The sequence below is a fragment of the Streptomyces sp. NPDC088785 genome, from assembly GCF_044750685.1.
Lineage (GTDB): Bacteria > Actinomycetota > Actinomycetes > Streptomycetales > Streptomycetaceae > Streptomyces.
Genome location: NZ_JBIVKH010000002.1, coordinates 561,029 through 587,121 on the forward strand (window position 1 = coordinate 561,029; position 26,093 = coordinate 587,121).

At 72.8% G+C, this 26,093-nt stretch carries 22 protein-coding genes; 9 read left to right on the forward strand and 13 right to left on the reverse strand.

Annotation, left to right across the window (positions count from 1 at the left end; genetic code table 11):
• Positions 1-269 precede the first annotated feature (269 nt).
• The 5 genes from ACIP5K_RS08175 to cobS all read right to left on the reverse strand — a co-directional run bounded on the left by ACIP5K_RS08175 (position 270) and on the right by cobS (position 7,554).
• Complete coding sequence (locus tag ACIP5K_RS08175; RefSeq protein WP_401406588.1) at positions 270-893, reverse strand: GntR family transcriptional regulator; 624 nt, start codon at positions 891-893, stop codon at positions 270-272.
• A 237-nt stretch (positions 894-1,130) separates the two neighbouring features.
• Positions 1,131-2,918: a 2-oxoglutarate dehydrogenase, E2 component, dihydrolipoamide succinyltransferase gene (gene sucB, locus ACIP5K_RS08180; protein WP_401406591.1), complete on the reverse strand. Its 1,788-nt coding sequence runs from the start codon at positions 2,916-2,918 to the stop codon at positions 1,131-1,133.
• 95 nt (positions 2,919-3,013) lie between these two features.
• Complete coding sequence (gene lpdA / locus ACIP5K_RS08185; RefSeq protein WP_401406594.1) at positions 3,014-4,402, reverse strand: dihydrolipoyl dehydrogenase; 1,389 nt, start codon at positions 4,400-4,402, stop codon at positions 3,014-3,016.
• 272 nt (positions 4,403-4,674) lie between these two features.
• Complete coding sequence (locus ACIP5K_RS08190; RefSeq protein WP_401406597.1) at positions 4,675-6,204, reverse strand: leucyl aminopeptidase; 1,530 nt, start codon at positions 6,202-6,204, stop codon at positions 4,675-4,677.
• A 582-nt stretch (positions 6,205-6,786) separates the two neighbouring features.
• Positions 6,787-7,554: an adenosylcobinamide-GDP ribazoletransferase gene (gene cobS, locus ACIP5K_RS08195; protein WP_401406600.1), complete on the reverse strand. Its 768-nt coding sequence runs from the start codon at positions 7,552-7,554 to the stop codon at positions 6,787-6,789.
• Positions 7,555-7,621: 67 nt separating this feature from the next.
• On the opposite strand from cobS, the gene ACIP5K_RS08200 reads away from it, so the two are divergent.
• Positions 7,622-8,380, forward strand: coding sequence for a hypothetical protein (locus ACIP5K_RS08200; protein WP_401406603.1), 759 nt, complete (start codon positions 7,622-7,624; stop codon positions 8,378-8,380).
• On the opposite strand, the gene ACIP5K_RS08205 is transcribed toward ACIP5K_RS08200, so the two are convergent.
• The 3 genes from ACIP5K_RS08205 to ACIP5K_RS08215 form a co-directional block, all read right to left on the reverse strand.
• Complete coding sequence (locus ACIP5K_RS08205) at positions 8,313-8,966, reverse strand: hypothetical protein (protein WP_401406606.1); 654 nt, start codon at positions 8,964-8,966, stop codon at positions 8,313-8,315. The genes ACIP5K_RS08200 and ACIP5K_RS08205 overlap by 68 nt on opposite strands.
• Positions 8,963-10,690, reverse strand: coding sequence for a phosphatidylglycerol lysyltransferase domain-containing protein (locus ACIP5K_RS08210; RefSeq protein ID WP_401406609.1), 1,728 nt, complete (start codon positions 10,688-10,690; stop codon positions 8,963-8,965). The genes ACIP5K_RS08205 and ACIP5K_RS08210 overlap by 4 nt, the downstream gene beginning before the upstream one ends.
• 74 nt (positions 10,691-10,764) lie before the next feature.
• Positions 10,765-11,820 (reverse strand): nicotinate-nucleotide--dimethylbenzimidazole phosphoribosyltransferase, encoded by a 1,056-nt coding sequence (locus ACIP5K_RS08215; protein ID WP_401406612.1) that lies wholly within the window; start codon positions 11,818-11,820, stop codon positions 10,765-10,767.
• A 222-nt stretch (positions 11,821-12,042) separates the two neighbouring features.
• On the opposite strand from ACIP5K_RS08215, the gene ACIP5K_RS08220 reads away from it, so the two are divergent.
• On the forward strand, positions 12,043-13,113 hold the full coding sequence (locus tag ACIP5K_RS08220; protein WP_401406615.1) for a class I SAM-dependent methyltransferase: 1,071 nt from the start codon (positions 12,043-12,045) through the stop codon (positions 13,111-13,113).
• Positions 13,114-13,280: 167 nt separating this feature from the next.
• Here the strand turns inward: ACIP5K_RS08220 and ACIP5K_RS08225 are convergent, their stop codons facing one another.
• A complete protein-coding gene (locus tag ACIP5K_RS08225) occupies positions 13,281-14,486 on the reverse strand; it encodes a bifunctional adenosylcobinamide kinase/adenosylcobinamide-phosphate guanylyltransferase (protein WP_401406618.1) in 1,206 nt (401 codons plus the stop codon).
• Between the two features lie 92 nt (positions 14,487-14,578).
• On the opposite strand from ACIP5K_RS08225, the gene ACIP5K_RS08230 reads away from it, so the two are divergent.
• A complete protein-coding gene (locus ACIP5K_RS08230; protein ID WP_401406621.1) occupies positions 14,579-14,815 on the forward strand; it encodes a hypothetical protein in 237 nt (78 codons plus the stop codon).
• An 81-nt stretch (positions 14,816-14,896) separates the two neighbouring features.
• Here ACIP5K_RS08230 and ACIP5K_RS08235 read toward each other — a convergent pair whose 3' ends face one another.
• From ACIP5K_RS08235 to ACIP5K_RS08245, 3 genes are all read right to left on the reverse strand, one after another.
• The gene (locus ACIP5K_RS08235) at positions 14,897-15,988 is read right to left on the reverse strand and encodes a S1C family serine protease (RefSeq protein WP_401406624.1); all 1,092 of its coding nucleotides are present in this window, start codon (positions 15,986-15,988) and stop codon (positions 14,897-14,899) included.
• Positions 15,989-16,073: 85 nt separating this feature from the next.
• Positions 16,074-16,781: a class I SAM-dependent methyltransferase gene (locus tag ACIP5K_RS08240; RefSeq protein WP_401406627.1), complete on the reverse strand. Its 708-nt coding sequence runs from the start codon at positions 16,779-16,781 to the stop codon at positions 16,074-16,076.
• 83 nt (positions 16,782-16,864) lie between these two features.
• Positions 16,865-17,494, reverse strand: coding sequence for a DUF3043 domain-containing protein (locus tag ACIP5K_RS08245; protein WP_401407546.1), 630 nt, complete (start codon positions 17,492-17,494; stop codon positions 16,865-16,867).
• A 246-nt stretch (positions 17,495-17,740) separates the two neighbouring features.
• Between ACIP5K_RS08245 and ACIP5K_RS08250 the strand changes: the two genes are divergently transcribed.
• The 5 genes from ACIP5K_RS08250 to ACIP5K_RS08270 all read left to right on the forward strand — a co-directional run bounded on the left by ACIP5K_RS08250 (position 17,741) and on the right by ACIP5K_RS08270 (position 24,142).
• The gene (locus ACIP5K_RS08250; protein WP_401406630.1) at positions 17,741-18,538 is read left to right on the forward strand and encodes a PspA/IM30 family protein; all 798 of its coding nucleotides are present in this window, start codon (positions 17,741-17,743) and stop codon (positions 18,536-18,538) included.
• A 21-nt stretch (positions 18,539-18,559) separates the two neighbouring features.
• A complete protein-coding gene (locus ACIP5K_RS08255) occupies positions 18,560-18,838 on the forward strand; it encodes a hypothetical protein (RefSeq protein ID WP_401406633.1) in 279 nt (92 codons plus the stop codon).
• Between the two features lie 74 nt (positions 18,839-18,912).
• Complete coding sequence (locus ACIP5K_RS08260) at positions 18,913-20,148, forward strand: sensor histidine kinase (RefSeq protein WP_401406636.1); 1,236 nt, start codon at positions 18,913-18,915, stop codon at positions 20,146-20,148.
• A complete protein-coding gene (locus ACIP5K_RS08265) occupies positions 20,145-20,843 on the forward strand; it encodes a response regulator (RefSeq protein WP_401406639.1) in 699 nt (232 codons plus the stop codon). Before ACIP5K_RS08260 ends, ACIP5K_RS08265 begins: the two co-directional genes overlap by 4 nt.
• A 167-nt stretch (positions 20,844-21,010) precedes the next feature.
• A complete protein-coding gene (locus ACIP5K_RS08270) occupies positions 21,011-24,142 on the forward strand; it encodes an efflux RND transporter permease subunit (RefSeq protein ID WP_401406642.1) in 3,132 nt (1,043 codons plus the stop codon).
• A gap of 116 nt (positions 24,143-24,258) precedes the next feature.
• Here ACIP5K_RS08270 and nadA read toward each other — a convergent pair whose 3' ends face one another.
• Positions 24,259-25,446 (reverse strand): quinolinate synthase NadA, encoded by a 1,188-nt coding sequence (gene nadA / locus ACIP5K_RS08275; RefSeq protein ID WP_401406645.1) that lies wholly within the window; start codon positions 25,444-25,446, stop codon positions 24,259-24,261.
• A gap of 261 nt (positions 25,447-25,707) precedes the next feature.
• On the opposite strand from nadA, the gene ACIP5K_RS08280 reads away from it, so the two are divergent.
• On the forward strand, positions 25,708-26,064 hold the full coding sequence (locus ACIP5K_RS08280) for an iron-sulfur cluster assembly accessory protein (protein WP_111661853.1): 357 nt from the start codon (positions 25,708-25,710) through the stop codon (positions 26,062-26,064).
• Positions 26,065-26,093: the final 29 nt, after the last annotated feature.

The window sequence follows — 26,093 nt, forward strand, 5'->3', positions numbered from 1 at the left end:
GCCGCACGCCTTCCTGAGTCGAAGGGGGTGGGGTTGGGGGTGCCCGTTGTCTTTGGCAGGACAGGGCGAGGTCCCGGTGGGGACCCGTCGGTGACTGTAACTCCCTGATCGATGATCGATCAAAGGGTTGAAGGGCAAAACCTCTTCAGTTCGAGAAAGTAGGCACAAGGTGCCACGGGGAGGGGCACGGAGTGCCCCTTCGGGGGGCGTGAGGACCACGCACGGTCCGCACGCCGCGACCCACCGTCACCCGTCGGGTGAGACGCGGATCACGCGCGGGGCGCACATCCCAGGACATGCGCCTTGACCAGCGCGGCGATGTCCGGATCACGCCGCTGGAACGCGGCGACGAGGTCCGCGTGCTCCTCCGCGTACGACTGCTGCACGGTGCCCAGCCACCGGATGGACAGCGCCGTGAACACCTCGATCCCGAGCCCCTCCCAGGTGTGCAGCAGCACCGAGTTCCCGGCGGCGCGCACCATCTCCCGGTGGAAGCCCACGGTGTGCCGCACCTGGGCGGTGCCGTCGGTCTCCCGGTCGGCGACGTACAGCGCGCTGACGTGCGGTTCGAGGGCGGAGCAGTCCCCGGCGAGCCGCTCGGCGGCCAGCTCGGCCGCGATGGCCTCCAGGCCCGCGCGCACCGGGTAGCTCTCCTCCAGGTCCGCCGCGGAGAGGTTCCGCACGCGCACCCCCTTGTTCGGCGCCGACTCGATCAGCCGCAGCGACTCCAGCTCGCGCAGGGCCTCCCGCACGGGCGTCTGGCTGACCTCCAGCTCGGTGGCGATGCGCCGCTCCACGATCCGCTCGCCCGGCTTCCAGCGACCGCTGACGATCCCCTCCACGATGTGCTCGCGGATCTGCTCGCGCAGCGAGTGGATGACGGGCGCGGTCATGAGGGGCTCCTTGGCTGTACGGACCCGGTGGCTCGGCAGGGACCCTTAGACAATACGGCCGGGCCCCTGGACAGAAAGGGCACCGTCGCGCATGCCGCGGGTGATGCCGGTTACAGAGACGTACCCGGCATCACCCGGCCGGCCGGCGGGGCGGCGGCGCGCGGCGGCCGCGGACACGACGGGGCCCCCGCCCGGAGCCGAGCTCCGGAACGGGGGCCTCGTGGTGACGGGAGCCGCTTACAGACCCAGCTCGGCGGTGAACTCGCCGGCCTCGAGGATCTGCTTGACCGTGGTCAGGTAGCGGGCGGCGTCCGCGCCGTCCACCAGACGGTGGTCGTAGGAGAGCGTCACGTACGTCATGTCACGGACGGCGATGGTGTCGCCGAGCTCCGGGTCGGAGATGACGACCGGGCGCTTGACCGTGGCACCGATGCCCAGGATGGCGACCTGGTTCGGCGGGACGATGACCGTGTCGAAGAGCGCGCCGCGCGACCCCGTGTTGGAGATCGTGAAGGTGGCGCCCGACAGGTCGTCCGGGGCGATCTTGTTCGTGCGGACCTTGTTGGCCAGCTCCGCGGTCTTCTTGGCGACGCCCGCGATGTTCAGGTCACCGGCACCCTTGATGACCGGGGTCATCAGGCCCTTCTCCGAGTCGACGGCGATGCCGACGTTCTCGGAGTCGAAGTAGGTGATGGTGCCCTCGTCGTAGTTCAGGCGGGCGTTGATGACCGGGTGGGCCTTCAGCGCCTGGACGGCGGCCTTGACGAAGAACGGCATCGGGGAGAGCTTGACGCCCTCGCGGGCGGCGAAGCCGTCCTTGGCCTTGTTGCGGAGCTTCATCAGCTTGGTGATGTCGACCTCGATGACCGAGGACAGCTGGGCCTGCTCCTGGAGCGCCTTGTGCATGTTGTCCGCGATGGCCTTGCGGATGCGCGGCAGCTTGACCGTCTGGCCGCGCAGCGGCGAGGCCTCGAGGGCGGGGGTCTTCGGCGCGGACGCGGCGGCCGGGGCGGCGGCCGGGGCCTTCGCCTTGGCGGCCTCGGCGGCGGCGATGACGTCCTGCTTGCGGATCCGGCCACCGACGCCGGAGCCCTGGACGCCGGACAGGTCCACGCCCTGCTCGGACGCCAGCTTGCGCACCAGCGGGGTGACGTAGGCGCCGTCGTCCGCCGGGGTGGCGGCCTTGGCCGGTGCGGCCGGGGCCTGCGGGGCGGCCGGGGCGGGCGCCGGAGCCGGAGCGGCCGGGGCCGGGTCGGGCGCCGGGGCCTCCTGCTGCTGCGGGGCCGGGGCCGAGGGGGCCTGCGGCGCCGGAGCCTGCTGGGCCGGGGCGGCCTGCTGCGGGGCCGGGGCCTCCTGCGCCGGGGCGGCCGGCTGCGCGGGGGCGGCGGCCGGGGCGGAACCGGGAGCACCGACGACGGCGAGCTTGGCGCCGACCTCGGCGGTCTCGTCCTCGGCGACGACGATCTCCAGGAGAACGCCGGCGACGGGGGAGGGGATCTCGGTGTCGACCTTGTCGGTCGAGACCTCCAGCAGCGGCTCGTCCTCCGCGACCTCCTCGCCGACCTCCTTCAGCCAGCGGGTCACGGTGCCCTCGGTGACGGACTCGCCCAGGGCGGGCAGCGTCACGTCGGTGCCCTCGGCGGAACCACCCGACGAAGCGGGGGCCGCGGGGGCCTCCTGCGCGGGGGCGGGCTGCTCCTGCGCCGGGGCCGGGGCCTCGGCGGCGGGGGCGGCCTCCTGCTGCGGGGCCTCCTGCTGCGGGGCCTCCTGGGGGGCGGGGGCGCCCGAGCCGTCGTCGATGACGGCCAGCTCGGCGCCGACCTCGACCGTCTCGTCCTCGGCGACCTTGATGGAGGCCAGGACGCCGGCGGCGGGGGAGGGGATCTCGGTGTCGACCTTGTCGGTCGAGACCTCGAGCAGCGGCTCGTCGACCTCGACGCGCTCGCCCTCCGCCTTCAGCCAGCGGGTGACAGTGCCCTCGGTGACGCTCTCACCGAGCGCCGGAAGGGATACGGAAACCGCCATGGTTTCTGTTGCTCCTTAACGATGTGCAGTGCGCGGCAACGCAGTGCGGAAGTCTGGTGGTCGGTCGTCGCGCCCAGTTGCGACGGGGGCGGGGCTCAGTCGTGCGAGTGCAGCGGCTTGCCCGCGAGCGCCAGGTGGGCCTCGCCGAGCGCCTCGTTCTGCGTCGGGTGGGCGTGGATGAGCTGGGCGACCTCGGCGGGCAGCGCTTCCCAGTTGTAGATCAGCTGGGCCTCGCCGACCTGCTCGCCCATGCGGTCGCCGACCATGTGGACGCCGACCACGGCACCGTCCTTGACCTGGACGAGCTTGATCTCGCCCGCGGTCTTGAGGATCTTGGACTTGCCGTTGCCCGCCAGGTTGTACTTCAGAGCGACGACCTTGTCCGCGCCGTAGATCTCCTTGGCCTTGGCCTCGGTGATACCGACGGAGGCGACCTCGGGGTGGCAGTACGTCACCCGCGGCACGCCGTCGTAGTCGATCGGCACGGTCTTGAGACCGGCCAGTCGCTCCGCCACCAGGATGCCCTCCGCGAAGCCGACGTGCGCGAGCTGGAGCGTCGGGACGAGGTCACCGACGGCCGAGATGGTCGGCACGTTGGTCTGCATGTACTCGTCGACCAGGACGTAGCCGCGGTCCATCGCGACGCCCTGCTCCTCGTAGCCGAGGCCCTGCGAGACCGGGCCGCGGCCGATGGCGACGAGGAGGACCTCGGCGTCGAAGGTCTTGCCGTCGGCCAGGGTGACGCGGACGCCGTCCTGCGTGTACTCGGCCTTCTCGAAGAAGGTGCCGAGGTTGAACTTGATGCCGCGCTTGCGGAACGCGCGCTCCAGGAGCTTGGAGCTGTTCTCGTCCTCGAGCGGGGCGAGGTGCTTGAGGCCCTCGACGATGGTGACGTCCGTGCCGAAGGACTTCCAGGCACTCGCGAACTCGACGCCGATGACGCCGCCGCCCAGGATGACCGCGGTCTTCGGGACGCGGTCCAGCGTCAGCGCGTGGTCCGAGGAGATGATGCGGTTGCCGTCGATCTCCAGGCCCGGCAGCGACTTCGGCACGGAGCCGGTCGCGAGGAGGACGTGGCGGCCCTGGACACGCTGGCCGTTGACGTCGACGGACGTCGGCGAGGAGAGCTTGCCCTCACCCTCGATGTACGTCACCTTGCGGGACGCGATGAGCCCCTGGAGGCCCTTGTACAGGCCGGAGATGACCTCGTCCTTGTACCGCAGCACGGCGGGCATGTCGATGCCCTCGAAGGTGGCCTTCACGCCGAACTGCTCGGACTCTCGCGCCTGGTCGGCGATCTCACCGGCGTGCAGCAGCGCCTTGGTGGGGATGCAGCCGACGTGCAGGCAGGTACCGCCGACCTTGTTCTTCTCGATCAGGGCGACGTCCAGGCCCAGCTGCGCTCCGCGCAGGGCCGCGGCGTAACCGCCACTGCCACCGCCGAGGATCACTAGGTCGAAAACGGTGCTGGCGTCGTTCGCCACGTCACGTCCTCCATGCATGTGCGCCGTACGCCGGTCTCCAGTGACCGCGCGGCGGCTGGTGTTCGGCCGCTCGATGATTCGGCCCTCGGGTGGGGCCCTGTCCTGCCGCCCCCCATCCTCGCACTTGTCGAAGGCATGCGGGACGTCGGGCCGGGCGGTGAGACCCCTGTTACACCGCAAACGCGAGCGACAGGGTCGTCATTCCTGCGGATTTCGTCGAAAGCGAACAGCCCCGGGGGTGCGCCCCCGGGGCTGTCATCAGCGGTTCGGCGTCAGCCGAGGTCGCCGGCGGCGGTGCGCTCGGCGAGGCGGACCAGCGTGCGGACCGCGGATCCGGTGCCGCCCTTCGGCGTGTAGCCGAACGGTCCGCCCTCGTTGAAGGCCGGTCCAGCGATGTCGAGGTGGGCCCAGGTGATGCCCTCGCCGACGAACTGCTTCAGGAACAGGCCGGCGACCAGGCCGCCGCCCATCCGCTCGCCCATGTTGGCGATGTCGGCGGTCGGCGAGTCCATGCCCTTGACCAGGTGGGCCGGGAGCGGCATCGGCCAGGCCGGCTCGCCGACCTCCTCGGCGATCTCGTGGATCGACGTACGGAACGCGTCGTCGTTGGCCATGATGCCGAAGGTGCGGTTGCCGAGCGCGAGCACCATCGCGCCGGTCAGCGTCGCGACGTCGATGATCGCGTCCGGGGTCTCCTCGGAGGCCTTGGCGATGGCGTCGGCCAGCACCAGGCGGCCCTCGGCGTCCGTGTTCAGGACCTCGACGGTCTTGCCGGAGTACATGCGCAGCACGTCACCCGGGCGGGTGGCCGAGCCGGACGGCATGTTCTCGGCGAGCGCCAGCCAGCCCGTCACGTTGACGTCGAGCTTGAGGCGGGCCGCGGTGACGACGGCGGCGAACACGGCGGCGGCGCCGGCCATGTCGCACTTCATCGTCTCGTTGTGGCCGGCCGGCTTCAGCGAGATGCCGCCCGAGTCGTACGTGATGCCCTTGCCGACGAAGGCGAGGTGCTTCTTGCCGCGTCCCGCCGAGTAGGCGATCTTCACCAGCCGGGGGCCGGCGGCGGAACCGGCGCCGACGCCGAGGATGCCGCCGTAGCCGCCCTTCTCCAGCGCCTTCACGTCGAGGACCTGGACCTTGAGGCCGTGCTCCTTGGCCGCGGCCGTGGCGACGGCGGCGAAGGCCTCCGGGTTCAGGTCGTTCGGCGGGGTGTTGATCAGGTCGCGGGCGCGGTTCAGCTCCTCGGTGAGGGCGAGGGCGCGCTCGATCTCGGCCTTGTACGCCTTGTCGCGCGGCTTGCCGCCGAGGATCGCGATCTCGGCGAGCGGCGCCTTGGCGTTCTTCGCGTCCTTGGCGTCCTTCGCGGACTCCTTGTAGGCGTCGAAGGAGTACGCGCCGAGCAGCGCGCCCTCCGCGATCGCACCGGCGTCCTCGGCGTCCTCGACGGGCAGCGCGAACGCGGCCTTCTTCGCGCCGTTCAGCGCGCGGGAGGCGACACCGGCGGCCCGGCGCAGCGCGTCGGCCTCGTAGATCTCGTCCTTCGCGGGCTCGCTGCCGAGACCGACCGCCAGCACGACCGGCGCCTTGAACCCGGAGGGCGCGGGGACCTTGGTCACCTCGCCCTCGGCGCCGGTGGCGCCGAGGGTCTCCAGGACGGAGGCGAGGTTGCCGTCGTACGCCTTGTCGACGGCCTCGGCGCCGGGGGCGACGACCGGGCCGGCGGCACCCTTCGCGATACCGACGACGATCGCGTCGGCGCGCAGGCCGGCGGCCGCGGCGGTGCTGAGAGTCAGAGCAGTCACGGTGGTGAGGTCTCTCTTTCATCGGTGGGTCCGGCATCGTTGCCGATTCCCTGGGGGTGTGTGGCCCGCGGTCGAGCCTACGCCGGGTCCCGCGGAACGCACCGCCGAGGTCTGCCCCCCTCTCACCACGGGCCCGCCCGCGCGCCGCCGTGATGACTGGCACCGCGCTTCCCCGCACCCCTGGGGTGCTCTCTCACGCGCGCCACCGCCGTGGCTGGTCGCGCAGTTCCCCGCGCCCCTAGGTCGTCGGTCACGCGCGCCACCGTCGTGGCTGGTCGCGCAGTTCCCCGCGCCCCTGGGTCGTCTGTTACGCGCGCCACCGTCGTGGCTGGTCGCGCAGTTCCCCGCGCCCCTGAGGCATGCGCTGACGCGCAGCCTCCCCTTGAGGCTGCGCTCCGCGCGCCTCTGGAGGGGGTGGGACGGAGGCACGCCTCTCCGATGAGATGGCGCACGCAGTGCGCATCTCAGGGGCGCGGGGAACTGCGCGAGAAGCGGCCACCGGCCGTCAGCTGAGGACGGACCCAGGGGCGCGGGGAACTGCGCGAGAAGCGGCCACCGGGACGCAGGGGCGCGGGCGGGGTGTCAGAAGGACAGGGTCAGGAGGGCCGTCGTGGCGGAGATCTCGGCGACGGCGCCGAACACGTCACCGGTCACCCCACCGAACCGCCCGACACACCGCCGCAGCACCAACTCCCCGGCACCACACCCCACGACGACGGCGGCAGCCCCCCGCAGGGACACCCCGGCGACGGCCACGACGACCACGACCCCGACGATCAGCGCGGCCCGCCGGGAGACGGTCTCGGCGACGGCGGCGCCCAGCCCCTCCGGCCGGGCGGCCGGCACCCCCGCCCGGGAGGCGAAGGTCAGCGCCAGACGGGCCGTCACCGCGCACACGGCCGCCGCGACCACCCCCCGCGTCCACGACTCGGCGTACAGCTGCGCCAGCACGGCGACCTGCGCCAGCAGCACGAGGACGAGCGTCACGACGCCGAACGGGCCGATGTCCGACTGCTTCATGATCCGCAACGCGTCCTCGGCCGGCCGGCCACTGCCGAGCCCGTCCGCGACGTCCGCGAGCCCGTCCAGGTGCAGGCCCCGGGTGAGGGCGGCGGGCACCGCGACGGCGGCGACCGCGCACAGCGGCGCGCCCGCGCCGAGGAAGGACAGCGCCGCCCCGAGCGCGGCCGCGCACAGCCCGACGACCAGCCCGGCCAGCGGCGCCGCCAGCATCCCGGCGCGGGCCGCGACGCGGTCCCAGCGGGTGACTCGGACGGGCAGCACGGTCAGGGTGCCGAAGGCGAAACGGATGCCGTCGGCGAGGGAGGCGCGGGGGTTCGTTGCGGACACCGGGGGAGATTACCCGGGGTGGCCCACCGGGCGGGCGTCGCCCGCCCGCCGCCCGCAGGATGGGGCCATGGGCGACTGGTGGCACCGCAACATCACGGAGCCGGGCAAGCTGCCGGTGCTGCTTGCGCTGCTCACGTTCATCGCGACGTTCCTGATCACCCGCATGGTCACCCGGCTGATCCGGGCCGGCCGCGGCCCGTTCCGCAACATCTCGCCGGGCGGGCTGCACATCCATCACGTGGTGCCCGGCATCGTGCTCATGGTGGTCGGCGGGTTCGGCGCGGTGGGCAGCGACCGGCACGGCTTCGGCGCGGGCCTCTTCGCCGTCGTGTTCGGGATCGGGGCGGGCCTGGTGCTCGACGAGTTCGCGCTCGTCCTGCACCTGGACGACGTCTACTGGACCGACCAGGGGCGCCAGAGCGTCGAGGTGGTGGTGCTCGCGGCGGCCCTCGGCGGCCTGGTGGTGAGCGGGTTCTCGCCGCTCGGCGTCAACGACATGACGCAGGACGAGCAGCACGACCGTACGGCCCTCATCGTCACGCTCGCCCTGAACTTCCTGTTCGTGCTGGTCACCCTGCTCAAGGGCAAGCCGCGGATGTCGCTCGTCGGCGTCCTGGTGCCGTTCGTCGCCTGGTTCGGCGCGGTCCGGCTGGCCCGGCCCGGCTCGCTCTGGGCCCGCCGCTGGTACCGCCGCAGGCCGCGGGCGCGGGCCCGCTCGACGCTGCGGGCCTTCCGGCACGACCGGCGCTGGCTGCGGATCAGCCGGCGCTTCCAGGATCTGGTCGGCGGATTCCGCGAACCGTCCGGCGCGCCGCGCACACCATGAGCACGGCGGCGATCGCGGCGAGGTGCTCCCGGCCCGCGAGGTTCGGCTTGAGCGCGCACTCGACGACCATCGTGACGACGACCAGCGCGCAGGTGAACCGGGCCCGGTAGCGCCAGCACACGTACACGGCGAGCCCGACGACCGCCGCCGACGGCCCGGTGTCGACGATCCGCGCGTCGGAGGCGGGCAGCCATCCCGCGGCGATGGCGAGGCGCGCGTACAGGGTGCCGCCGAGCGTGGCGACGTACGCGAGGCACAGGGTGCGCGGGCGGCCCAGGCAGATCTCCGCGATCCCGAAGACCAGCAGGATCTGCGCGAGCGCGCCCCACACGGGCAGGTCGAGCGCGGGCACGAACAGTGACAGCGGGGTGCGCAGCAGGGCGAGCGGCAGCGGGTCGGCGGCCCGCACGGCGCCGACGTCCTGCACGAACCCGTACCCCCAGGGCTGGTTCTGCACGTACTGGAAGGCCGCCGTCAGGCAGACCGCGGCCAGCGTCAGCGGGATCGCCCGCAGCCGGCGCGCGACGAGCCCGTCCCGTACGGCGGTGAAGAGCGGGCCCCACTCCGCGCGGGCCGCTCTCCTCACCGGCGCGCCAGCCGCTTCGGCAGCCCGGGTACTTCGAGGAAGCCCTCGGCGCGGGCCGAGGCCAGGCCGATGCGGGGCAGGTCGGCGCTCTTCTCGAAGAGCAGGAAGCGGGGTTCCCAGATGGGCCGGTACTTGGCGTTGGCCCGGTACAGCGATTCGATCTGCCACCACCGCGAGAAGAAGCTGAGCAGCGCGCGCCACAGGCGCAGCACCGGGCCCGCGCCGAGGCGCGCGCCGCGTTCGAAGACGGAGCGGAACATGGCGAAGTTCAGCGAGACCTGGGTGATCCCGATCTCGGGGGCGCGGTGCAGGAGTTCGATCACCATGAACTCCATCAGGCCGTTCTCGGCGTCGCGGTCACGGCGCATCAGGTCGAGGGAGAGTCCGTGCGGGCCCCACGGCACGAAGGAGAGCAGTGCTCTCAAGTCGCCCTCGCCGTCGGTGCATTCCAGCATCATGCACTGTCCGTCGCCCGGGTCGCCCAGCCGGCCGAGCGCCATGGAGAAGCCGCGCTCGGTGGCGCCGTCGCGCCAGTCGTCGGCGCGCTTCAGCAGGTGCGTCAGTTCGTCGGCGGGGATGTCCTCGTGGCGGCGGACGCGGACCGTGTAGCCCGCCCGCTTGACGCGGTTGTAGGCCTGGCGGACGGTGCGCATGGCCCGTCCTTCGAGGGTGAAGTCGGCGGTCTCGACGATGGCCTCGTCGCCGAGTTCGAGGGCGTCGAGGCCGTGCCGGGCGTAGATGGTGCCCGCCTCCTCGCCGGCGCCCATCACCGCGGGCAGCCAGCCGTGCTCGCGCGCCTCGGCGAGCCAGGGTTCGATCGCGCCGGGCCACGCCTCGGGGTCGCCGATCGGGTCGCCGGAGGCCAGCGAGACCCCGCCGACGACCCGGTAGGTCACCGCGGCCTTGCCGGTCGGCGACCACACGACGCTCTTGTCGCGGCGCAGCGCGAAGTAGCCCAGCGAGTCCCGCTCGCCCTCCTTGGCGAGCAGGGCGCGCAGCCGCTCCTCGTCGTCGGCGGTGAGCGGGTCGACGGCGCGGCGGGAGCGGAACGCGGCCCAGACCACGGCGATCAGCAGCGCCGTGGACAGCACGTTGATGACGACGTTGGTCCAGTTCGGGGTGGTGATGCCGGGGAAGCGGGAGTCGTCGGTGGCGACCGAGATCAGCCGCAGCGTGCCGTAGCGCCAGCGTTCCAGGAACGTCGAGCGGTGCGGCTCGTGCGCCTGGTTGGTGACCGTCACCAGGAACGTCGCGACCAGCGACGTCACCAGCAGTCCGCCGACCGCGACGACCGCCGCGAGCCGGGCGTTGGAGCGGTCGCCCTTCGCGTAGAACTCGCGCCGCCCCAGCAGCAGCGCCACCACGAACGCGGCGGTCAGGGCCAGCGAGATCCAGTTCTGCGCGTACTGCCGGACCTCGGGGAAGACCATCACGACGGCGAACAGCAGGAGGAACAGGCCGCTCAGGACGAGGTTCAGGATCCAGGCCGCGCGCTTGCGGCGGCGCATCGTGATCGCCAGGAACCAGGCGACGACGGCCGACGAGAAGCCCGCGGCGAGCAGGTACGGGGTGAAGTAGTTCTCCGAGTTGTGGCGGCGCAGGTCGTTGCCGAAGGAGACCCACACGGCGCTCAGCAGGTCGACGAAGGTGACGATCCGCAGATACCAGACGGTGAAACTCGCGGCGCGACGCGAAGTGAGTGTGCTTGTGCGGGCGGCTCCCATGTCGGGAGCTTATGGGTGATTTGCCCCCGAATCCGGCAGGGGCGCGGGGATCCGCGCGTGGTTCCCCGCGGGCCCTAGCGGGGCGCGTCGACCTCGGGGAGTTCGGCGGCCAGGGCCGCCGCCGCCTGGACCAGGGGGAGGGCGAGGAGCGCGCCCGCGCCGCCGCCCACCGTGACGCCCTGGTCGAGCATCGGCTCCATGGCCATCCGGTCCAGCGCCTTGGCCTGCGCCGGCTCCCCGCTGGCCTGGCCCGCGAGCCACCAGTCCGGCGCGCGGAACGCCACGCGCTGGCCGACCAGCGCGCAGGCCGCCGAGACGACCCCGTCCAGGATCACCGGCGTACGGCGCACCGCGCACTGGAGCAGGAAGCCGGTCGCGGCCGCGAGGTCGGCGCCGCCCACCGCCGCGAGCAGTCCCAGCTGGTCGCCGAGGACCGGACGGGCCCGGCGCAGCGCGTCCCGCACGGCCGCGCACTTGCGCATCCAGGCCAGGTCGTCGATGGGGTCGCCGCCGCGCCCGGTGACCACGGAGGCGTCCGTGCCGCACAGCGCGGCGACGAGGGTGGCCGCCGCCGTCGTGCCGCCGACGCTGAGGTCGCCGAGCACCACCAGATCCGTACCGGAGTCGGCCTCCTCGTCGGCGACGGCCATGCCCGCGCGGAACGCCTGCTCGGCCTCCTCCGGGGTGAGCGCGTCCTCGGTGTCGATCCGGCCGGAGCCGCGCCGCACCCGGCGGTCCTCCACGGCCTCGGGCAGCTCGTCCCGCTCGCAGTCCAGGGCCAGGTCGACGATCCGCACCCCGAGGCCGAGGCGCCGCGCGAGCACCGCGCCCGCCGAGCCGCCCTCGACGGCCTCGCGCACCAGCTCCGCCGCGGTGCCCGCCGCCCGCTTCGACACGCCCAGCGAGGCCACCCCGTGATCACCCGCGAAGACGACCACCCGGGCCCGCGCCACCGGCCGCACCGGCACGGCGCCCTGCGCGGCCGAGAGCCATTCGCCCAGCTCGTCGAGGCGGCCGAGCGCGCCGGGCGGCACGGCGAAGCGCGCCCTGCGCTCCTCGGCGTCGCGGCGCGTGCCGCCGTCGGGACGCTCGATCAGGTCGGTGAAGTCGTCGAGATTCAGCGAGCTCATTCGCCGAACAGTACCGGCCGCGATCCCCGCCGGTCCCTGCTGTCCCACCCGTCACGGAACCCGGCCCCGACCGGCCGCCCGCGACGGGTTACGCCATGCGATGGAGCGACCTCGGAGCGTCATTGAAAGGCTGCTGATGATCCCTTACGTTCCCTTTCGTATCGGATTGCCGTTCGGATTGTCGTATCGCGGCCGTCGTCCCGCCCGAGCCGAAGGAGTCCCATGCCCCCCACAGCCCAGGCCGTGGCCGAGCGCCGCCCCGCCTACCTCACCGAACTCGCCCGCGGCACCGAGCGCTTCCACGAGCCGCGCCGCCCCGACTGCCCCTGGTGCGGCTCCACCCGCCTGCGCACCCGGCTGCGCACCACGGACCTCCTCCAGCACAAGCCCGGCACCTTCACCCTCGACCAGTGCCGGGCCTGCGGCCACTCGTTCCAGAACCCGCGGCTGACCCCCGAGGGGCTGAACTTCTACTACCGGGACTTCTACGACGGCCTGCGCGCCGGCCCCGCCGAACGGATCCTCGGCGGACACCCCTCGGCCAAGCGCCACCGGGAGGCCGCCCGCGCCATGTTCCGGCACATCGAGCCGGAGAGCTGGCTGGACGTCGGCACCGGCCCCTGCCACTTCCCGGCCGCCGCCAAGGAGGTCCTGCCCTACACCGCGTTCGACGGCCTCGACATCGGCGACGCCGTCGAGGCCGGGCGCAGGGCCGGGCGGATCGAGGAGGCCCACCGCGGCTTCCTCACCGAACTCGCGCCCCGGCTGGCCGGCCGCTACGACGCGATGAGCATGTTCCACTACCTGGAGCACTCCCTCGACCCGCGCGAGGAGCTGAAGGCCGCCCGCCGCGTCCTGCGCCCCGGCGGCCACCTGATGATCGAGCTGCCCGACCCCGAGAGCCGCTGGGCGGCCCTGCTCGGCAAGTGGTGGGTCTCGTACTTCCAGCCGCAGCACCTGCACCTCATCCCGCTCGGCAACCTGCGCACCGAACTCACCGCGCTCGGCTACACCGTCGTCGCCGTCGACCGCCGCGCCCCCCACCGGCCGGTCGACCTGACGGCCGGCTGCGCGCTCCTCCTCGGCCACCTGCTGCCCGCCGCCGACAACCCGTGGCGCACCAAGGCCCCCGGCGACCTCCAGCGCGGCCTGCGCCGGGCCCTGACCTGGGCGGGCACCCCCGCCGTCGGCGCCGCCCACGCCGCCGACCGGCTGCTCGCCCCGCTGGCCGGCCGCACCGGCCTCTCCAACGCCTACCGGGTGCTCGCCCGCCGCAACCCCGACCCGGCCTGAACCCCCCGCCCCGGGCCACCGGGGCGGCGGGCCACCGGGTCGGCGGGCCACCGGGTCGGCGGGCCACCGGGTCGGCGGGCCACCGGGTCGGCGGGCTACCGGGGCGGCGGGCTACCGGGTCGGCGGGCCACCGGGTCGGCGGGCCACCGGGTCGGCGGGTCCCCGGGTCAGCCGCGCAGGGGGAGCGCCTGACCGGCCACGACGAGCAGCACGTGCTCGCACTCGGCGGCGAACGCCGCGTTCAGCCGGCCCAGCTCGTCGCGGTAGCGCCGCCCGGACGCGGTGGCGGGCACGATCCCCGACCCCACCTCGTTCGACACCGCCACCACCGTGCGCCGGGTGCGCCGCACCGCCGCCACCAGCGCGGCCGTCCGCTCCCGCAGCGCCTTCTCCCCGCCGCCCGCCCACTCGGCGTCGTCCCAGGCGCCGACCTCGTCCATGGCGTACGTCAGCCACAGCGACAGGCAGTCGATCAGCAGCGGCGCCGGGTCCGAGGCGTCGGCCAGCAGCGGTTCGAGGTCGCAGGTCTCGGCGGTGCGCCACGACCCCGGCCGCCGCTCCCGGTGCACGCCGACCCGCCGCGCCCACTCGGCGTCGCCGCCCCGGGTGCCGCCCGTCGCCACGTACAGCACGTCGGGGAAGGACTCCAGGCGCCGCTCGGCCTCGACCGACTTGCCCGAGCGGGCGCCCCCGAGCACCAGCGTCCTGCGCGGCACGTCGGGCACCTCCCGGTACGCGCCGACGTCCAGCGTCGTCCCGTCCGGCACCGCGCGGGCACCGGCCGCCGCGAGCCGCCGGGTCAGCTCGGCGCCCGGCGGGACGTCGTGCCCGAGGTGCACGGCGACGACGTCGGTGGCCGGCCCCACCGCACCGGCGGCCCGCAGCCGCGCCAGCGCGTCGGGGCGGCCGGCCACGTCGGCGAGGACCAGCTCGTAGGGGGCGCGCACCGCGTCGAGCCCGGCGGGCGCGGCACCCGGCGGCAGGTACAGCACCCGCTCGCCGCCCGGCCCCGCCACCTCGTAGCCGGTGCCGGGGGCGTCGAGCGGCAGCGCCCGCACCCGGTGGCCGCCGATCAGCGCCAGCTCGCGCCCGTCCGGCACCCGCACCGGCTGCGGCAGCCCGGCCGGGACCTCCACGGCGGGCCCGTCGTGCGGGTGCGAGAGCAGCACCTGGCGCACCCCGGCGAGGCTGCGCCCCGCGCGGGCGGCGGCGAACACCGCGCCCGGCGTCAGGTCGAGCAGCAGCACCTGGTCGATGAGCAGCGACGTCGCGCCGCGGGCCGCCGTGCCGAGGGCGCCCGCGCAGGCGGCGCAGGGGCAGTCGGGGCGGGGCAGTCCTTCGGGGGCGCCGGTGCCGAGCAGTGTCAGTTCCACAGGAAGATCCTCCCGCGCGGCCTCGGGTGCCGCGCGCCCGGCTAGGCTTCCAGGGACATCGCGCATCGGACATCCGATACCGGGAGGCTGGCATGGCGGCGTGGACGTGGCGGTTCGAGAAGTCCGACGGGACGGAGGTGGCTCCGGCGGTCCAGCCCGAGGAGTTCACCACCCAGGGCGACGCGGAGTCCTGGATCGGGGAGTACTGGAAGGAGCTCGCGGAGGGCGGCGCCGACCAGGTGACCCTCTTCGAGGACACCAGCGAGATCTACGGCCCGATGAGCCTCCACGCCGAGGAGACCGGCGCCCCGGAGACCAGCGCCCCGTAAGGACAGCGGGGCGCCCACGGCCGGCGACGCGGGAGCCGCGGACGCGTCCGCGGCTCCCGTCGCGGTCGTCCGCGCCGGGGCCTACATCTCCCCGAGGGTGACGTCGGCCGTCCTCCTGTCGCCGTCCCGGGTGAAGGTGATCTTCGCCTTGTCGCCCGGCTTCTCGGCGGCCAGGGCCTCCTGGAGCGAGGTCATGGTGGTGATCTTCTCGTCGCCCAGCGCGGTGATGACGTCGCCGGGCCTCAGCCCGGCCCGGTCCGCGGGGCCGCCGTCGGTCACGGAGACCACCGAGACGCCGGCCGCCCGGAGGTCGCCGTCGACGACCGCCCGCGCCGTGATGCCCAGCTCGGCCCGGCCGGAGTCCGTCACCTTGCCGTCCTTGACGATCTGGTCGGCGATGACCGTCACCGTCGACGCGGGGATCGCGAACCCGATGCCCGGCGCCGCGCCCTCCCCGAGCCCGGGGTCGGTCGCCGCCAGCGTCGGGATGCCGATGACCCGGCTGTCCAGGCCGACCAGGGTGCCCCCGCTGTTGCCGGGGTTGATCGCCGCCGACGTCTGCACCATGTTGGCGATGGTCGCGCCGGTGCCGCCGCCCGAGCGGCCCTCGCTCACCGTCCGCCCGGTCGCCGACACGATGCCCTGGGTGACGCTCGACGACAGCCCTAGCGGCGAGCCCATCGCCAGCGTGATCTGGCCGACCTCGACCTTCGACGAATCCCCGAACCGGGCCGGCTTCAGCCCGTCCGGCACCTTGTCCAGCTTGATCACGGCGAGATCCTGCTCCGGGTACGCGGAGACGAGCCGCGCCGTCAGCTCGTCCTCGCTCGTCGACGTCGTCACCTTGAACGACTTCTCGTCGCCGACCACATGGGCGTTGGTCACGATGTGCCCCTTGTCGTCGTACACGACCCCCGAACCGAGGTCGGACGAGGCCTGCACCTGCACGACGGACGGCAGGACGTCCTTGATGACGTCCTGGTACGCGTCCTGCAACGCGTTCCCCGAGGCGGCGGCGGCCTGTGTGGTCGAGCCGGACGACGACACGTCCGAGGAACCGGAGTCGGAGCAGCCCCCGACGAGCGCCGCCGAGCAGACGACGGCGGCGACGGGGAGCGCGAGGCGCGCACGCGAGGAACGCGAAGAACGCGAGGAACGCGAAGAAGCAGTCATGCCCGGATTGTCGCGTCCGTCCCGGGCGGGCGCCCCCGCTGCGCCGCCGAACAGCGGACCCCGTCCGCCGGAGGCGGGCCCCGGCTCAGCCCCGCACGCCGCACAGGTGCAGCAGCGCGGCCACCCGCCGGTACGGATCGCTGCGCCCGGCGCGCTCCTCGGCGGCGAGCAGCGTCTGGAGCTCCCCGCGCTCCGGCACCGGCGCGCCGTCGCCCGCCTGGTCGGTGAAGACCCGCACGCCGTACCAGGCGTGCAGCGGCGCCCCGATCCCGGCGAGGGTCTCGGTCAGCGCGCCGAGCCGGTCGGCCCGCACGTCCAGGCCGAGCCGGTTGGTGTACTTCAGCGAGTCGAAGGCGCCGAGCGCCGTGACCCAGTCGCCGGCCAGTCCCGGCCGCATCGCCAGCGCGTCCGCGTTGCGCACCAGCAGGGAGAGCAGGCCCCCCGGCGCCAGCATCCGCGCGAGCCCGGCCAGCAGCGCGTCGGGCTCGTCGACGTACATCAGGACGCCGTGACAGAGCACGACGTCGAAACTCCCGGGCAGGAAGTGGACCCCCGTCTCCATGCCGCTGCCCTCGACGAACCGCACCCGCTCCTGGACGCCCGCGGGCTCCGCGGCGAGCGCGGCCCGCGCGACGGAGAGCATCGCGGGGTCCTGGTCCACGCCGGTCACCTTGTGGCCGGCCTTCGCCAGCCGCAGCGCCTGGGTGCCCTGGCCCATCCCGACGTCGAGCACCCGCAGCCGCTGCCCGACGGGAAAACGCCCGGCTATCTGCTCGTCGAGCTGCCGGGACACCAGCTCCTGCCGTACGACGTTGCGCAGACCGCCCAGCTTCTCCAGCCAGGCGCCCGGCGCGTCCCCGGCGAAGGCGTCCGTGCTCAGGGCCGCTCTCCGCGCTTGACCTGCGGCTTGGGCAGCCGCAGCCGCTTCATCTGGAGCGTGCGCATCAGCGCGTACGCGACCGCGCCCTTGCGGCGCTCGTCGGGGAACCTCTCCGCCAGGCGCTTCTTCAGCCGGAAGCCGGTGATGGCCGAGTCGATCACGATCGCGAGGATCACGAACAGCCACAGCAGCAGCGCGATGTTCTGGAGCGAGCCGACGCGGACCATGCTCAGGACGAGGATGATCACCGCCATCGGCAGGAAGTACTCGGCGATGCAGAACCGCGAGTCGACGAAGTCGCGGGCGTAGCGCCGCACCGGACCCTTGTCGCGCGCGGGCAGGTAACGCTCGTCGCCGCTGGCGAGCGCGGCGCGCTGCTTCTCCATCGCGGCGCGCCGGTCCCCGCGCTGGCGGGCGCGGGCCTCCTTCGGCGACATCTTGGTGTTGGCCACGCTGCGGCGCTGCGACTGGGCCGCGCTGCGCTTGGGCGTGGGGCGGCCCTTGGGCGCCTGCGGGTCACGGGTCTGCTGGGACAGAGAGGTCACCGGGGCCTTGTCGGCCGGCGCCTTGTCGTCCTGGGATCGGCTACGGAACACAAAAGCCAAGGGTACGTGGTGGACGTGCATGGACCAGGTGCCCACCGGGAACGATCCGGCAACACCGTGCGTCCCTAGAGGCGGACGGCGGGGCGGATGAGGGTGCCACCTACTCCTTGCGCCGGAGCGCGACCGTCGGCAGTCGTCCTTGGGGATGAGCGCATCCGCACCTGGACAGTGCGGTAATAGATGCAGGACCCGTACTGTGGGTTGTGTCGCAGTGCCGGAGCTGGACCGTCGGCTTGATCAGTCAGTAGAAGGGGGCGCGCGAAGCCCATGAGCGGTGTCATGAAGCGTATGGGGATGATCTTCCGCGCGAAGGCGAACAAGGCCCTTGACCGGGCCGAGGACCCGCGCGAAACCCTCGATTACTCCTACCAGAAGCAGCTGGAGCTGCTCCAGAAGGTGCGCCGTGGCGTCGCGGACGTCGCGACCAGCCGCAAGCGCCTGGAGCTCCAGCTGAACCAGTTGCAGGGCCAGTCCTCCAAGCTGGAGGACCAGGGCCGCAAGGCGCTCGCGCTCGGCCGCGAGGACCTGGCCCGCGAGGCGCTGTCGCGCCGCGCCGCGCTCCAGCAGCAGGTCACCGACCTGGAGACGCAGCACCAGACGCTCCAGGGCGAGGAGGAGAAGCTCACCCTCGCGGCCCAGCGCCTCCAGGCCAAGGTGGACGCCTTCCGCACCAAGAAGGAGACCATCAAGGCCACCTACACCGCGGCGCAGGCGCAGACCCGCATCGGCGAGGCGTTCTCCGGCATCTCCGAGGAGATGGGCGACGTCGGCATGGCGATCCAGCGCGCCGAGGACAAGACCGCACAGCTCCAGGCGCGGGCCGGCGCCATCGACGAACTGCTCGCCTCCGGCGCCCTCGACGACTCCTCCGGGCTCGCCAAGGACGACATCCAGAGCGAGCTGGACCGGCTCTCCGGTGGTACGGATGTAGAGCTGGAGCTGCAACGCATGAAGCAGGAGCTGGCCGGCGGCTCGTCCTCGTCCCAGCAGGCGATCGAGGGCAGCCAGGGCCAGCCCCAGCAGGCGCCGCAGCCGACCGACACCCCGCGCTTCGACAAGCAGTAGCAGCAGCCCGAGGAGGCCGACGTGATCGTACGGATCATGGGGGAGGGCCAGGTGGAGCTGGCCGACAGCCACTTCACCGAACTCAACACGCTGGACGACGAACTGCTGGCCGAGATGGAGACCGGCGACGAGGAGGGCTTCCGGCGCACGCTGGCCGCGCTCCTCGACGCCGTGCGCCGTCTGGGCCGGCCGCTCCCGGACGACTCCCTCGAACCGTCCGAGCTGATCCTCCCGGCCCCGGACGCCACCCTCGAAGAGGTCCGCGAGATGCTCTCCGACGACGGCCTCATCCCGGGCTGACCTCCGGCAGAAGCACCCAGGAGCGCGGGCGACCGCGCGATCGGCCGCGAGGGGGGCCAGCTACCGTGACCCCGGTGACCCCCCTCGTACGCTGGGCCAGAACCCACCCCCTGGCCCTCGACGCCACCCTCGCCCTCGCCGTGCTGGCCTGCATGATCGCCGGTTCCTTCGTGGACCACAGCAACGCGGACGGCGGCAGCTACATCTGGGGGGCCCGCACCCCCGACCCGCTCAGCCTCGTCCTGATGGTGCTCGGCGCCACCGCCCTGGTCTTCCGGCGGGTCGCCCCCCGCTGCGTCCTCGCCGCGACGGCCGCGGTCTCCCTGGTCGAGCTCGGCACCGGCGAACCCCGCACCCCGGTCGTGATGTCCGCCGTCATCGCCCTGTTCACCGTCGCCGCGCACACCGACCGGCCCACCACCTGGCGGGTGGGCCTGGCCACGATGGCGACGCTCACCGGCGTCGCCATGCTCGCCGGCCCGCTGCCCTGGTACGCGCAGGAGAACCTCGGCATCTTCGCCTGGACCGGCATGGCCGCGGCGGCCGGTGACGCCGTCCGCTCCCGGCGCGCCTTCGTCGACGCCATCCGGGAGCGCGCCGAACGCGCCGAGCGCACCCGCGAGGAGGAGGCCCGGCGCCGCGTCGCCGAGGAGCGGCTGCGGATCGCCCGCGATCTGCACGACGTCGTCGCCCACCACATCGCCCTGGTCAACGTGCAGGCCGGGGTCGCCGCGCACGTCATGGACAAGCGCCCCGACCAGGCCAAGGAAGCCCTCGCGCACGTCCGCGAGGCCAGCCGCTCCGCGCTCAACGAACTCCGCGCCACCGTCGGCCTGCTGCGCCAGACCGGCGACCCCGAGGCGCCGACCGAGCCGGCCCCGGGCCTGGACCGGCTCGACGACCTCGTCGGCACCTTCCGGCACGCGGGCCTGCCCGTGGAGGTGGCCCGCGACCAGGACGCCCCGCCGCTGCCCGCCGCCGTCGACCTCGCCGCGTTCCGCATCGTGCAGGAAGCGCTGACGAACGTGCAGAAGCACGCGGGCCAGGGCGCCAAGGCGGAGGTCAGCGTCGTGCGGGTGGGGCCCAACGTCGAGGTCAGCGTCCTCGACGACGGCCCCGGCGTCGCTCTTCCCGCCGGCCCGCGGGACCGCGACGGCGGACACGGGCTGCTCGGCATGCGCGAACGGGTCACCGCCCTGCGCGGCACCCTCACCGCGGGCGAACGCTACGGCGGCGGCTTCCGCGTCCATGCGATCCTTCCCGTCAAGGACCGGGCCACCGACACCACCTCAGGGGACGCCACCACATGACCAGCGGCACGATTCGGGTCCTCCTCGCCGACGACCAGGCCCTGCTGCGCAGCGCCTTCAGGGTCCTCGTCGACTCCGAACCGGACATGGAGGTGGTGGGGGAGGCGTCGGACGGCGCGGAAGCGGTCCGGCTCGCCCGCTCCGAGCGCCCCGACGTGGTCCTCATGGACATCCGGATGCCCGGCACCGACGGCCTCGCCGCGACCCGCGAGATCAGCGCGGACCCCGAACTCGCCGCCGTCCGCGTGGTCATGCTGACCACCTTCGAGGTCGACGAGTACGTGGTGCAGTCCCTGCGGGCCGGCGCCTCCGGCTTCCTCGGCAAGGGCGCGGAACCCGAGGAACTGCTCGGCGCCGTCCGGATCGCGGCCGCCGGCGACGCCCTGCTGTCACCCGCCGCGACCAAGGGGCTGATCGCCAAGTTCCTCGCGCAGGGCGAGGGTTACGACGACGACGGCCGGTCCCCGGGGGCCCACGCCGAGCGGCTGGCCGCGCTCACCGTCCGCGAGCGCGAGGTCCTCGGACAGGTCGCGGGCGGCCACTCCAACGACGAGATCGCCGAACGCCTCGAAGTCTCCCCGCTCACCGTGAAGACCCATGTGAACCGGGCGATGGCCAAGCTCGGCGCCCGCGACCGGGCCCAACTCGTCGTGATTGCCTACGAATCGGGCCTGGTCCGCCCCCGGGTGGAGTGACCCGCACCCGCCGCGTACTACGGGCGCAGTAGGGAGCGGATAAGTAACGGGACCTGGGAGCGACGCCCCGCACCGCTCGCGTACCCCAGGGTGTACTCGTGCCCCGTGTGTGTCCGCACACCGGGGCCCTGCCCACCGCACACCGCTCCCCGGGGAGACCTGTCACCATGTCCTGGCTGTCGAGATTCAGTCTCGCCCAGCGTGCCCTGATCGGCCTGATGTCGATCATCGCGATCGTCTTCGGCGCGATAGCGATCCCCCAGCTCAAGCAGCAGCTGCTGCCCACGATCGAACTGCCCATGGTGTCGGTGATCGCCCCCTACCAGGGCGCGTCCCCCGACGTGGTGGAGAAGCAGGTCGTCGAACCGCTGGAGAACTCCCTCGACGCCGTCACCGGGATCACCGGCGTCACCTCGACGGCCAGCGAGGGCAACGCCCTGGTCATGGCGTCGTTCGACTACGGCACCGGCACCAAGCAGCTGGTCGCCGACGTCCAGCAGGCCGTCAACCGGGCCCGCGCCCAACTGCCCGACGACGTCGACCCGCAGGTCGTCGCGGGCTCCACCGACGACATCCCCACCGTGGTCCTCGCGGTCACCTCCGACCAGGACCAGCAGGCCCTCGCCGACCAGCTCGACAGGACCGTCGTGCCGTCCCTCAAGGACATCGACGGCGTCGGCCAGGTCACGGTCGACGGCGTCCGCGACCTCCAGATCGACGTCACGCCGGATCCCGCGAAGATGGCCGCGGCCCGCGTCGGCGTCCAGGCGATCGGCCGGTCCCTCCAGGCCGGCGGCGCCACCGTGCCCGCGGGCTCCTTCGACGAGGCCGGCAAGAACCGCACGGTCCAGGTCGGCGGCGGCTTCACCTCGCTGGCGCAGATCAAGAACCTGATGATCTCGGGCGAGGGCGTCAAGAAGCCCGTACGCCTCGCCGACATCGCCACCGTGCGGCAGCAGCCGTCCACGGCCGACTCGCTCACCCGCACCGACGGCCGGCCCAGCCTCGCCGTCGCCGTGACCATGGACCACGACGGCTCCGCCGTCAGCATCTCCGACGCGGTCGCCGACAGACTGCCCGGCCTGCGCCAGGACCTGGGCAAGGGCGCCGACCTGACGGTCGTCAGCGACCAGGGCCCGGCGGTCTCCAAGTCCATCTCGGGCCTGACCACGGAGGGCGCGCTCGGCCTGCTCTTCGCCGTCATCGTCATCCTGGTCTTCCTGGCGTCGCTGCGCTCGACCCTGGTGACGGCGGTCTCCATCCCGCTGTCCGTGGTCCTCGCCCTGATCGTCCTGTGGACCTGCGACCTGTCGCTGAACATGCTGACGCTGGGCGCGCTGACCATCGCGATCGGCCGGGTCGTCGACGACTCGATCGTCGTCCTGGAGAACATCAAGCGCCACCTCGGCTACGGCGAGGAGCGCAAGGAGGCCATCCTCACCGCGGTCCGCGAGGTGGCCGGCGCGGTCACCTCCTCGACGCTGACGACGGTCGCCGTGTTCCTGCCGATCGGCCTGGTCGGCGGCATGGTGGGCGAACTGTTCGGCGCGTTCTCCCTCACCGTCACCGCGGCGCTGCTCGCGTCCCTGCTCGTGTCGCTGACGGTCGTCCCGGTGCTGTCCTTCTGGTTCCTGCGCGCGCCCAGGGCGGTCCAGGGCGTCGACCCCCAGGAGGCGCGCCGCCTGGCCGAGGAGAAGGAGGCCAGGTCCTGGCTGCAACGCGCGTACGTCCCCGTGCTGCGCTTCGCGACCCGGCGCCGCCTCACCAGCCTGGCGCTCGCCGTCGTGGTCCTGATCGGCACGTTCGGCATGGCCCCGCTGCTGAAGACCAACTTCTTCGACCAGGGCGAGCAGGAGGTCCTGTCCATCAAGCAGGAGCTGGCGCCCGGCACCAGCCTGGCCGCCACCGACGCGTCCGCGAAGAAGGTCGAGAAGGTGCTCCGGGGCATCGACGCGATCAAGGACTACCAGGTCACCGTCGGCTCGTCGGGCTTCATGGCGGCCTTCGGCGGCGGCACGGACACCAACCAGGCCTCGTACTCGGTGACGCTGAAGGACAAGGCGTCGTACGAGGACACGCAGGACCGCGTCGAGCGCGAGCTCGGCAAGCTGGACGGCGTCGGCACGACGACGATCTCCGCCGGTGACGGCTTCGGCAGCCAGGACCTGAGCGTGGTCGTGAAGTCCGCCGACGGCGAGGTCCTCGACCGGGCGGCCGAGCAGGTCAAGGACGCCGTCGCCACGCTCGACGACGTCACGGACGTCACCAGCGACCTGTCGCAGTCCGTCCCGCGGATCTCGGTCAGGGCCAACACCCGGGCGGCCGCCGCCGGGTTCGACGACACGACGCTCGGCGCCGCCGTCACCCAGGCGGTGCGCGGCACGACGAGCGGCAAGGCGATCCTGGACGACACCGAGCGCGACATCGTGGTCAGGTCGGCGAAGCCGGCGCGGACCACGGCGCAGCTGAAGAAGCTGCCGATGGGCCCGCGCGGCCTGACCCTCGGCGACATCGCCACCGTGAAGCTGGTCGACGGGCCGGTCTCGATGACCCGGATCGACGGCGCCCGCGCGGCGACGATCACGGCCAAGCCCACCGGGGACAACACCGGCGCGGTCAGCGCCGACCTCCAGTCGAAGATCAAGGCGCTGGACCTGCCGGAGGGCGCCACGGCGACGATCGGCGGGGTCACCTCCGACCAGGACGACGCGTTCAAGAAGCTGGCGCTGGCGATGCTCGCGGCGATCGCGATCGTCTTCCTGCTGCTGGTGGCGACGTTCCGCTCGCTGGCGCAGCCGCTCATCCTGCTGGTCTCGATCCCGTTCGCGGCCACCGGCGCCATCGGCCTGCTGGTCGCCACCGGTACGCCGATGGGCGTCCCGGCGATGATCGGCATGCTGATGCTCATCGGCATCGTGGTCACGAACGCGATCGTGCTGATCGACCTGATCAACCAATACCGCGGGCAGGGCCTGGGCGTGGTCGAGGCCGTGGTGGAGGGCGGCCGGCACCGGCTGCGGCCGATCCTGATGACGGCCCTCGCCACGATCTTCGCGCTGCTCCCGATGGCGCTCGGCGTCACCGGCGAGGGCGGCTTCATCGCCCAGCCGCTGGCCGTGGTCGTGATCGGCGGCCTGATCACGTCGACGCTGCTGACCCTCCTGCTCGTGCCGACGCTCTACGCGATCCTGGAGCTCCGCAAGGAGAAGCGGGCGAAGAAGCGCGCGGCGAAGCGGGACGCCGGGGTGCCGCCCCAGGCCGGGACCCCGGAGCCGGAGACGGAGCGGGCCGGAGTCTGACCACCCCGCCCCCTGGGGGCCCCACCGGCGAAGCCCCACCAGGGCGGGCGTTCGATCGAGCGCCCGCCCCGGTGGGGCTTCTCGCGCGGTTCCCCGCGTTCCCGCCGGTCCGTGCGCTACGGCAGCGCCAGCATGCGCTCCAGGGCCAGCTTCGCGAATCGTTCCGTCTCGGGGTCGACCTCGATGCGGTTGACGAGCCGGCCGTCGGCCAGCGACTCCAGCGTCCAGACCAGGTGCGGCAGGTCGATCCGGTTCATGGTCGAGCAGAAGCAGACCGTCTTGTCGAGGAAGACGATCTCCTTGCCCTCGGGCGCGAACCGGTTCGCGAGCCGCCGGACCAGGTTCAGCTCGGTGCCGATGGCCCACTTGGACCCGGCGGGCGCGGCCTCCAGCGCCTTGATGATGTACTCCGTCGACCCGACCTGGTCCGCGGCGGCGACGACCTCGTGCCTGCACTCCGGGTGCACCAGCACGTTCACCCCGGGGATGCGGGCCCGCACGTCCGCCACGGACTCCAGCGAGAACCGCCCGTGCACCGAGCAGTGCCCGCGCCACAGGATCATCTTCGCGGCCCGCAGCTGCTCGGCGGTCAGTCCGCCGTTCGGCCGGTGCGGGTTGTAGACGACGCAGTCGTCCAGCGACATCCCGAGGTCGCGCACCGCGGTGTTGCGCCCGAGGTGCTGGTCGGGGAGGAAGAGCACCTTGTCGCCCTGCTCGAACGCCCAGTTCAGCGCGCGCTCGGCGTTCGACGACGTACAGATGGTGCCGCCGTGCCTGCCGGTGAACGCCTTGATGTCGGCCGAGGAGTTCATGTACGACACGGGCACGACCGATCCGGCGATCCCGGCCTCGGTCAGCACGTCCCAGCACTCGGCGACCTGCTCGGCGGTGGCCATGTCGGCCATCGAGCAGCCGGCGGCGAGGTCCGGCAGCACGACCTTCTGGTCGTCGCCGGTCAGGATGTCCGCCGACTCCGCCATGAAGTGCACACCGCAGAAGACGATGTACTCGGCCTCGGGGCGCGCGGCGGCGTCGCGCGCCAGCTTGAAGGAGTCGCCGGTGACGTCGGCGAACTGGATGACCTCGTCGCGCTGGTAGTGGTGCCCGAGGACGAACACCTTGTCGCCGAGCCTCTCCTTGGCCGCGCGGGCGCGCTCCACCAGGTCCGGGTCGGACGGGGAGGGCAGGTCGCCGGGGCACTCCACGCCGCGCTCGCTCGTGCTGTCGGCCTCGCGGCCGAGCAGGAGCAGCGCCAGCGGAGTGGGCGACACATCCAGGTCAACGGGGGTCTGGGCCGTGGTCACGTCACGCACCCTTTCTTGAGTTCTGCCGAACACTTCTCGTCGAAATGACGCTATCTATCATACGTGCTTCACGTCAGTTTGACGATGCCGATGTCGTCGATGTGACGCAATCCGCGCGAGACGGCCCGTGCCCCGCAAGCCCCCGGTGTGCGAGCATGAAAAGAAGAAGTGCGAAACCCTCGGCGGATCCGGAATGGATCCGGGCCTTTGCCGGTTGCAATGGTCGGCAAGCAGTCTCCGTACAACCCGGGAGAGATGTAGATGTCCGTATCGGACGAGACCACCACCGTCAGCGACGGCATCATCCTCAGCGACGAAGCCGCGGCCAAGGTCAAGGCGCTGCTCGACCAGGAAGGCCGTGACGACCTGGCCCTGCGTGTGGCCGTTCAGCCGGGTGGCTGCTCGGGTCTGCGCTACCAGCTCTTCTTCGACGAGCGCTCGCTCGACGGCGATGTCGTCAAGGACTTCGGCGGCGTCAAGGTCGTCACCGACCGCATGTCCGCCCCGTACCTGGGCGGCGCCTCCATCGACTTCGTCGACACCATCGAGAAGCAGGGCTTCACGATCGACAACCCGAACGCGACGGGCTCCTGCGCCTGCGGCGACTCGTTCAGCTAGACAGCACCAGCAGGACGAAGGGCTGCGGC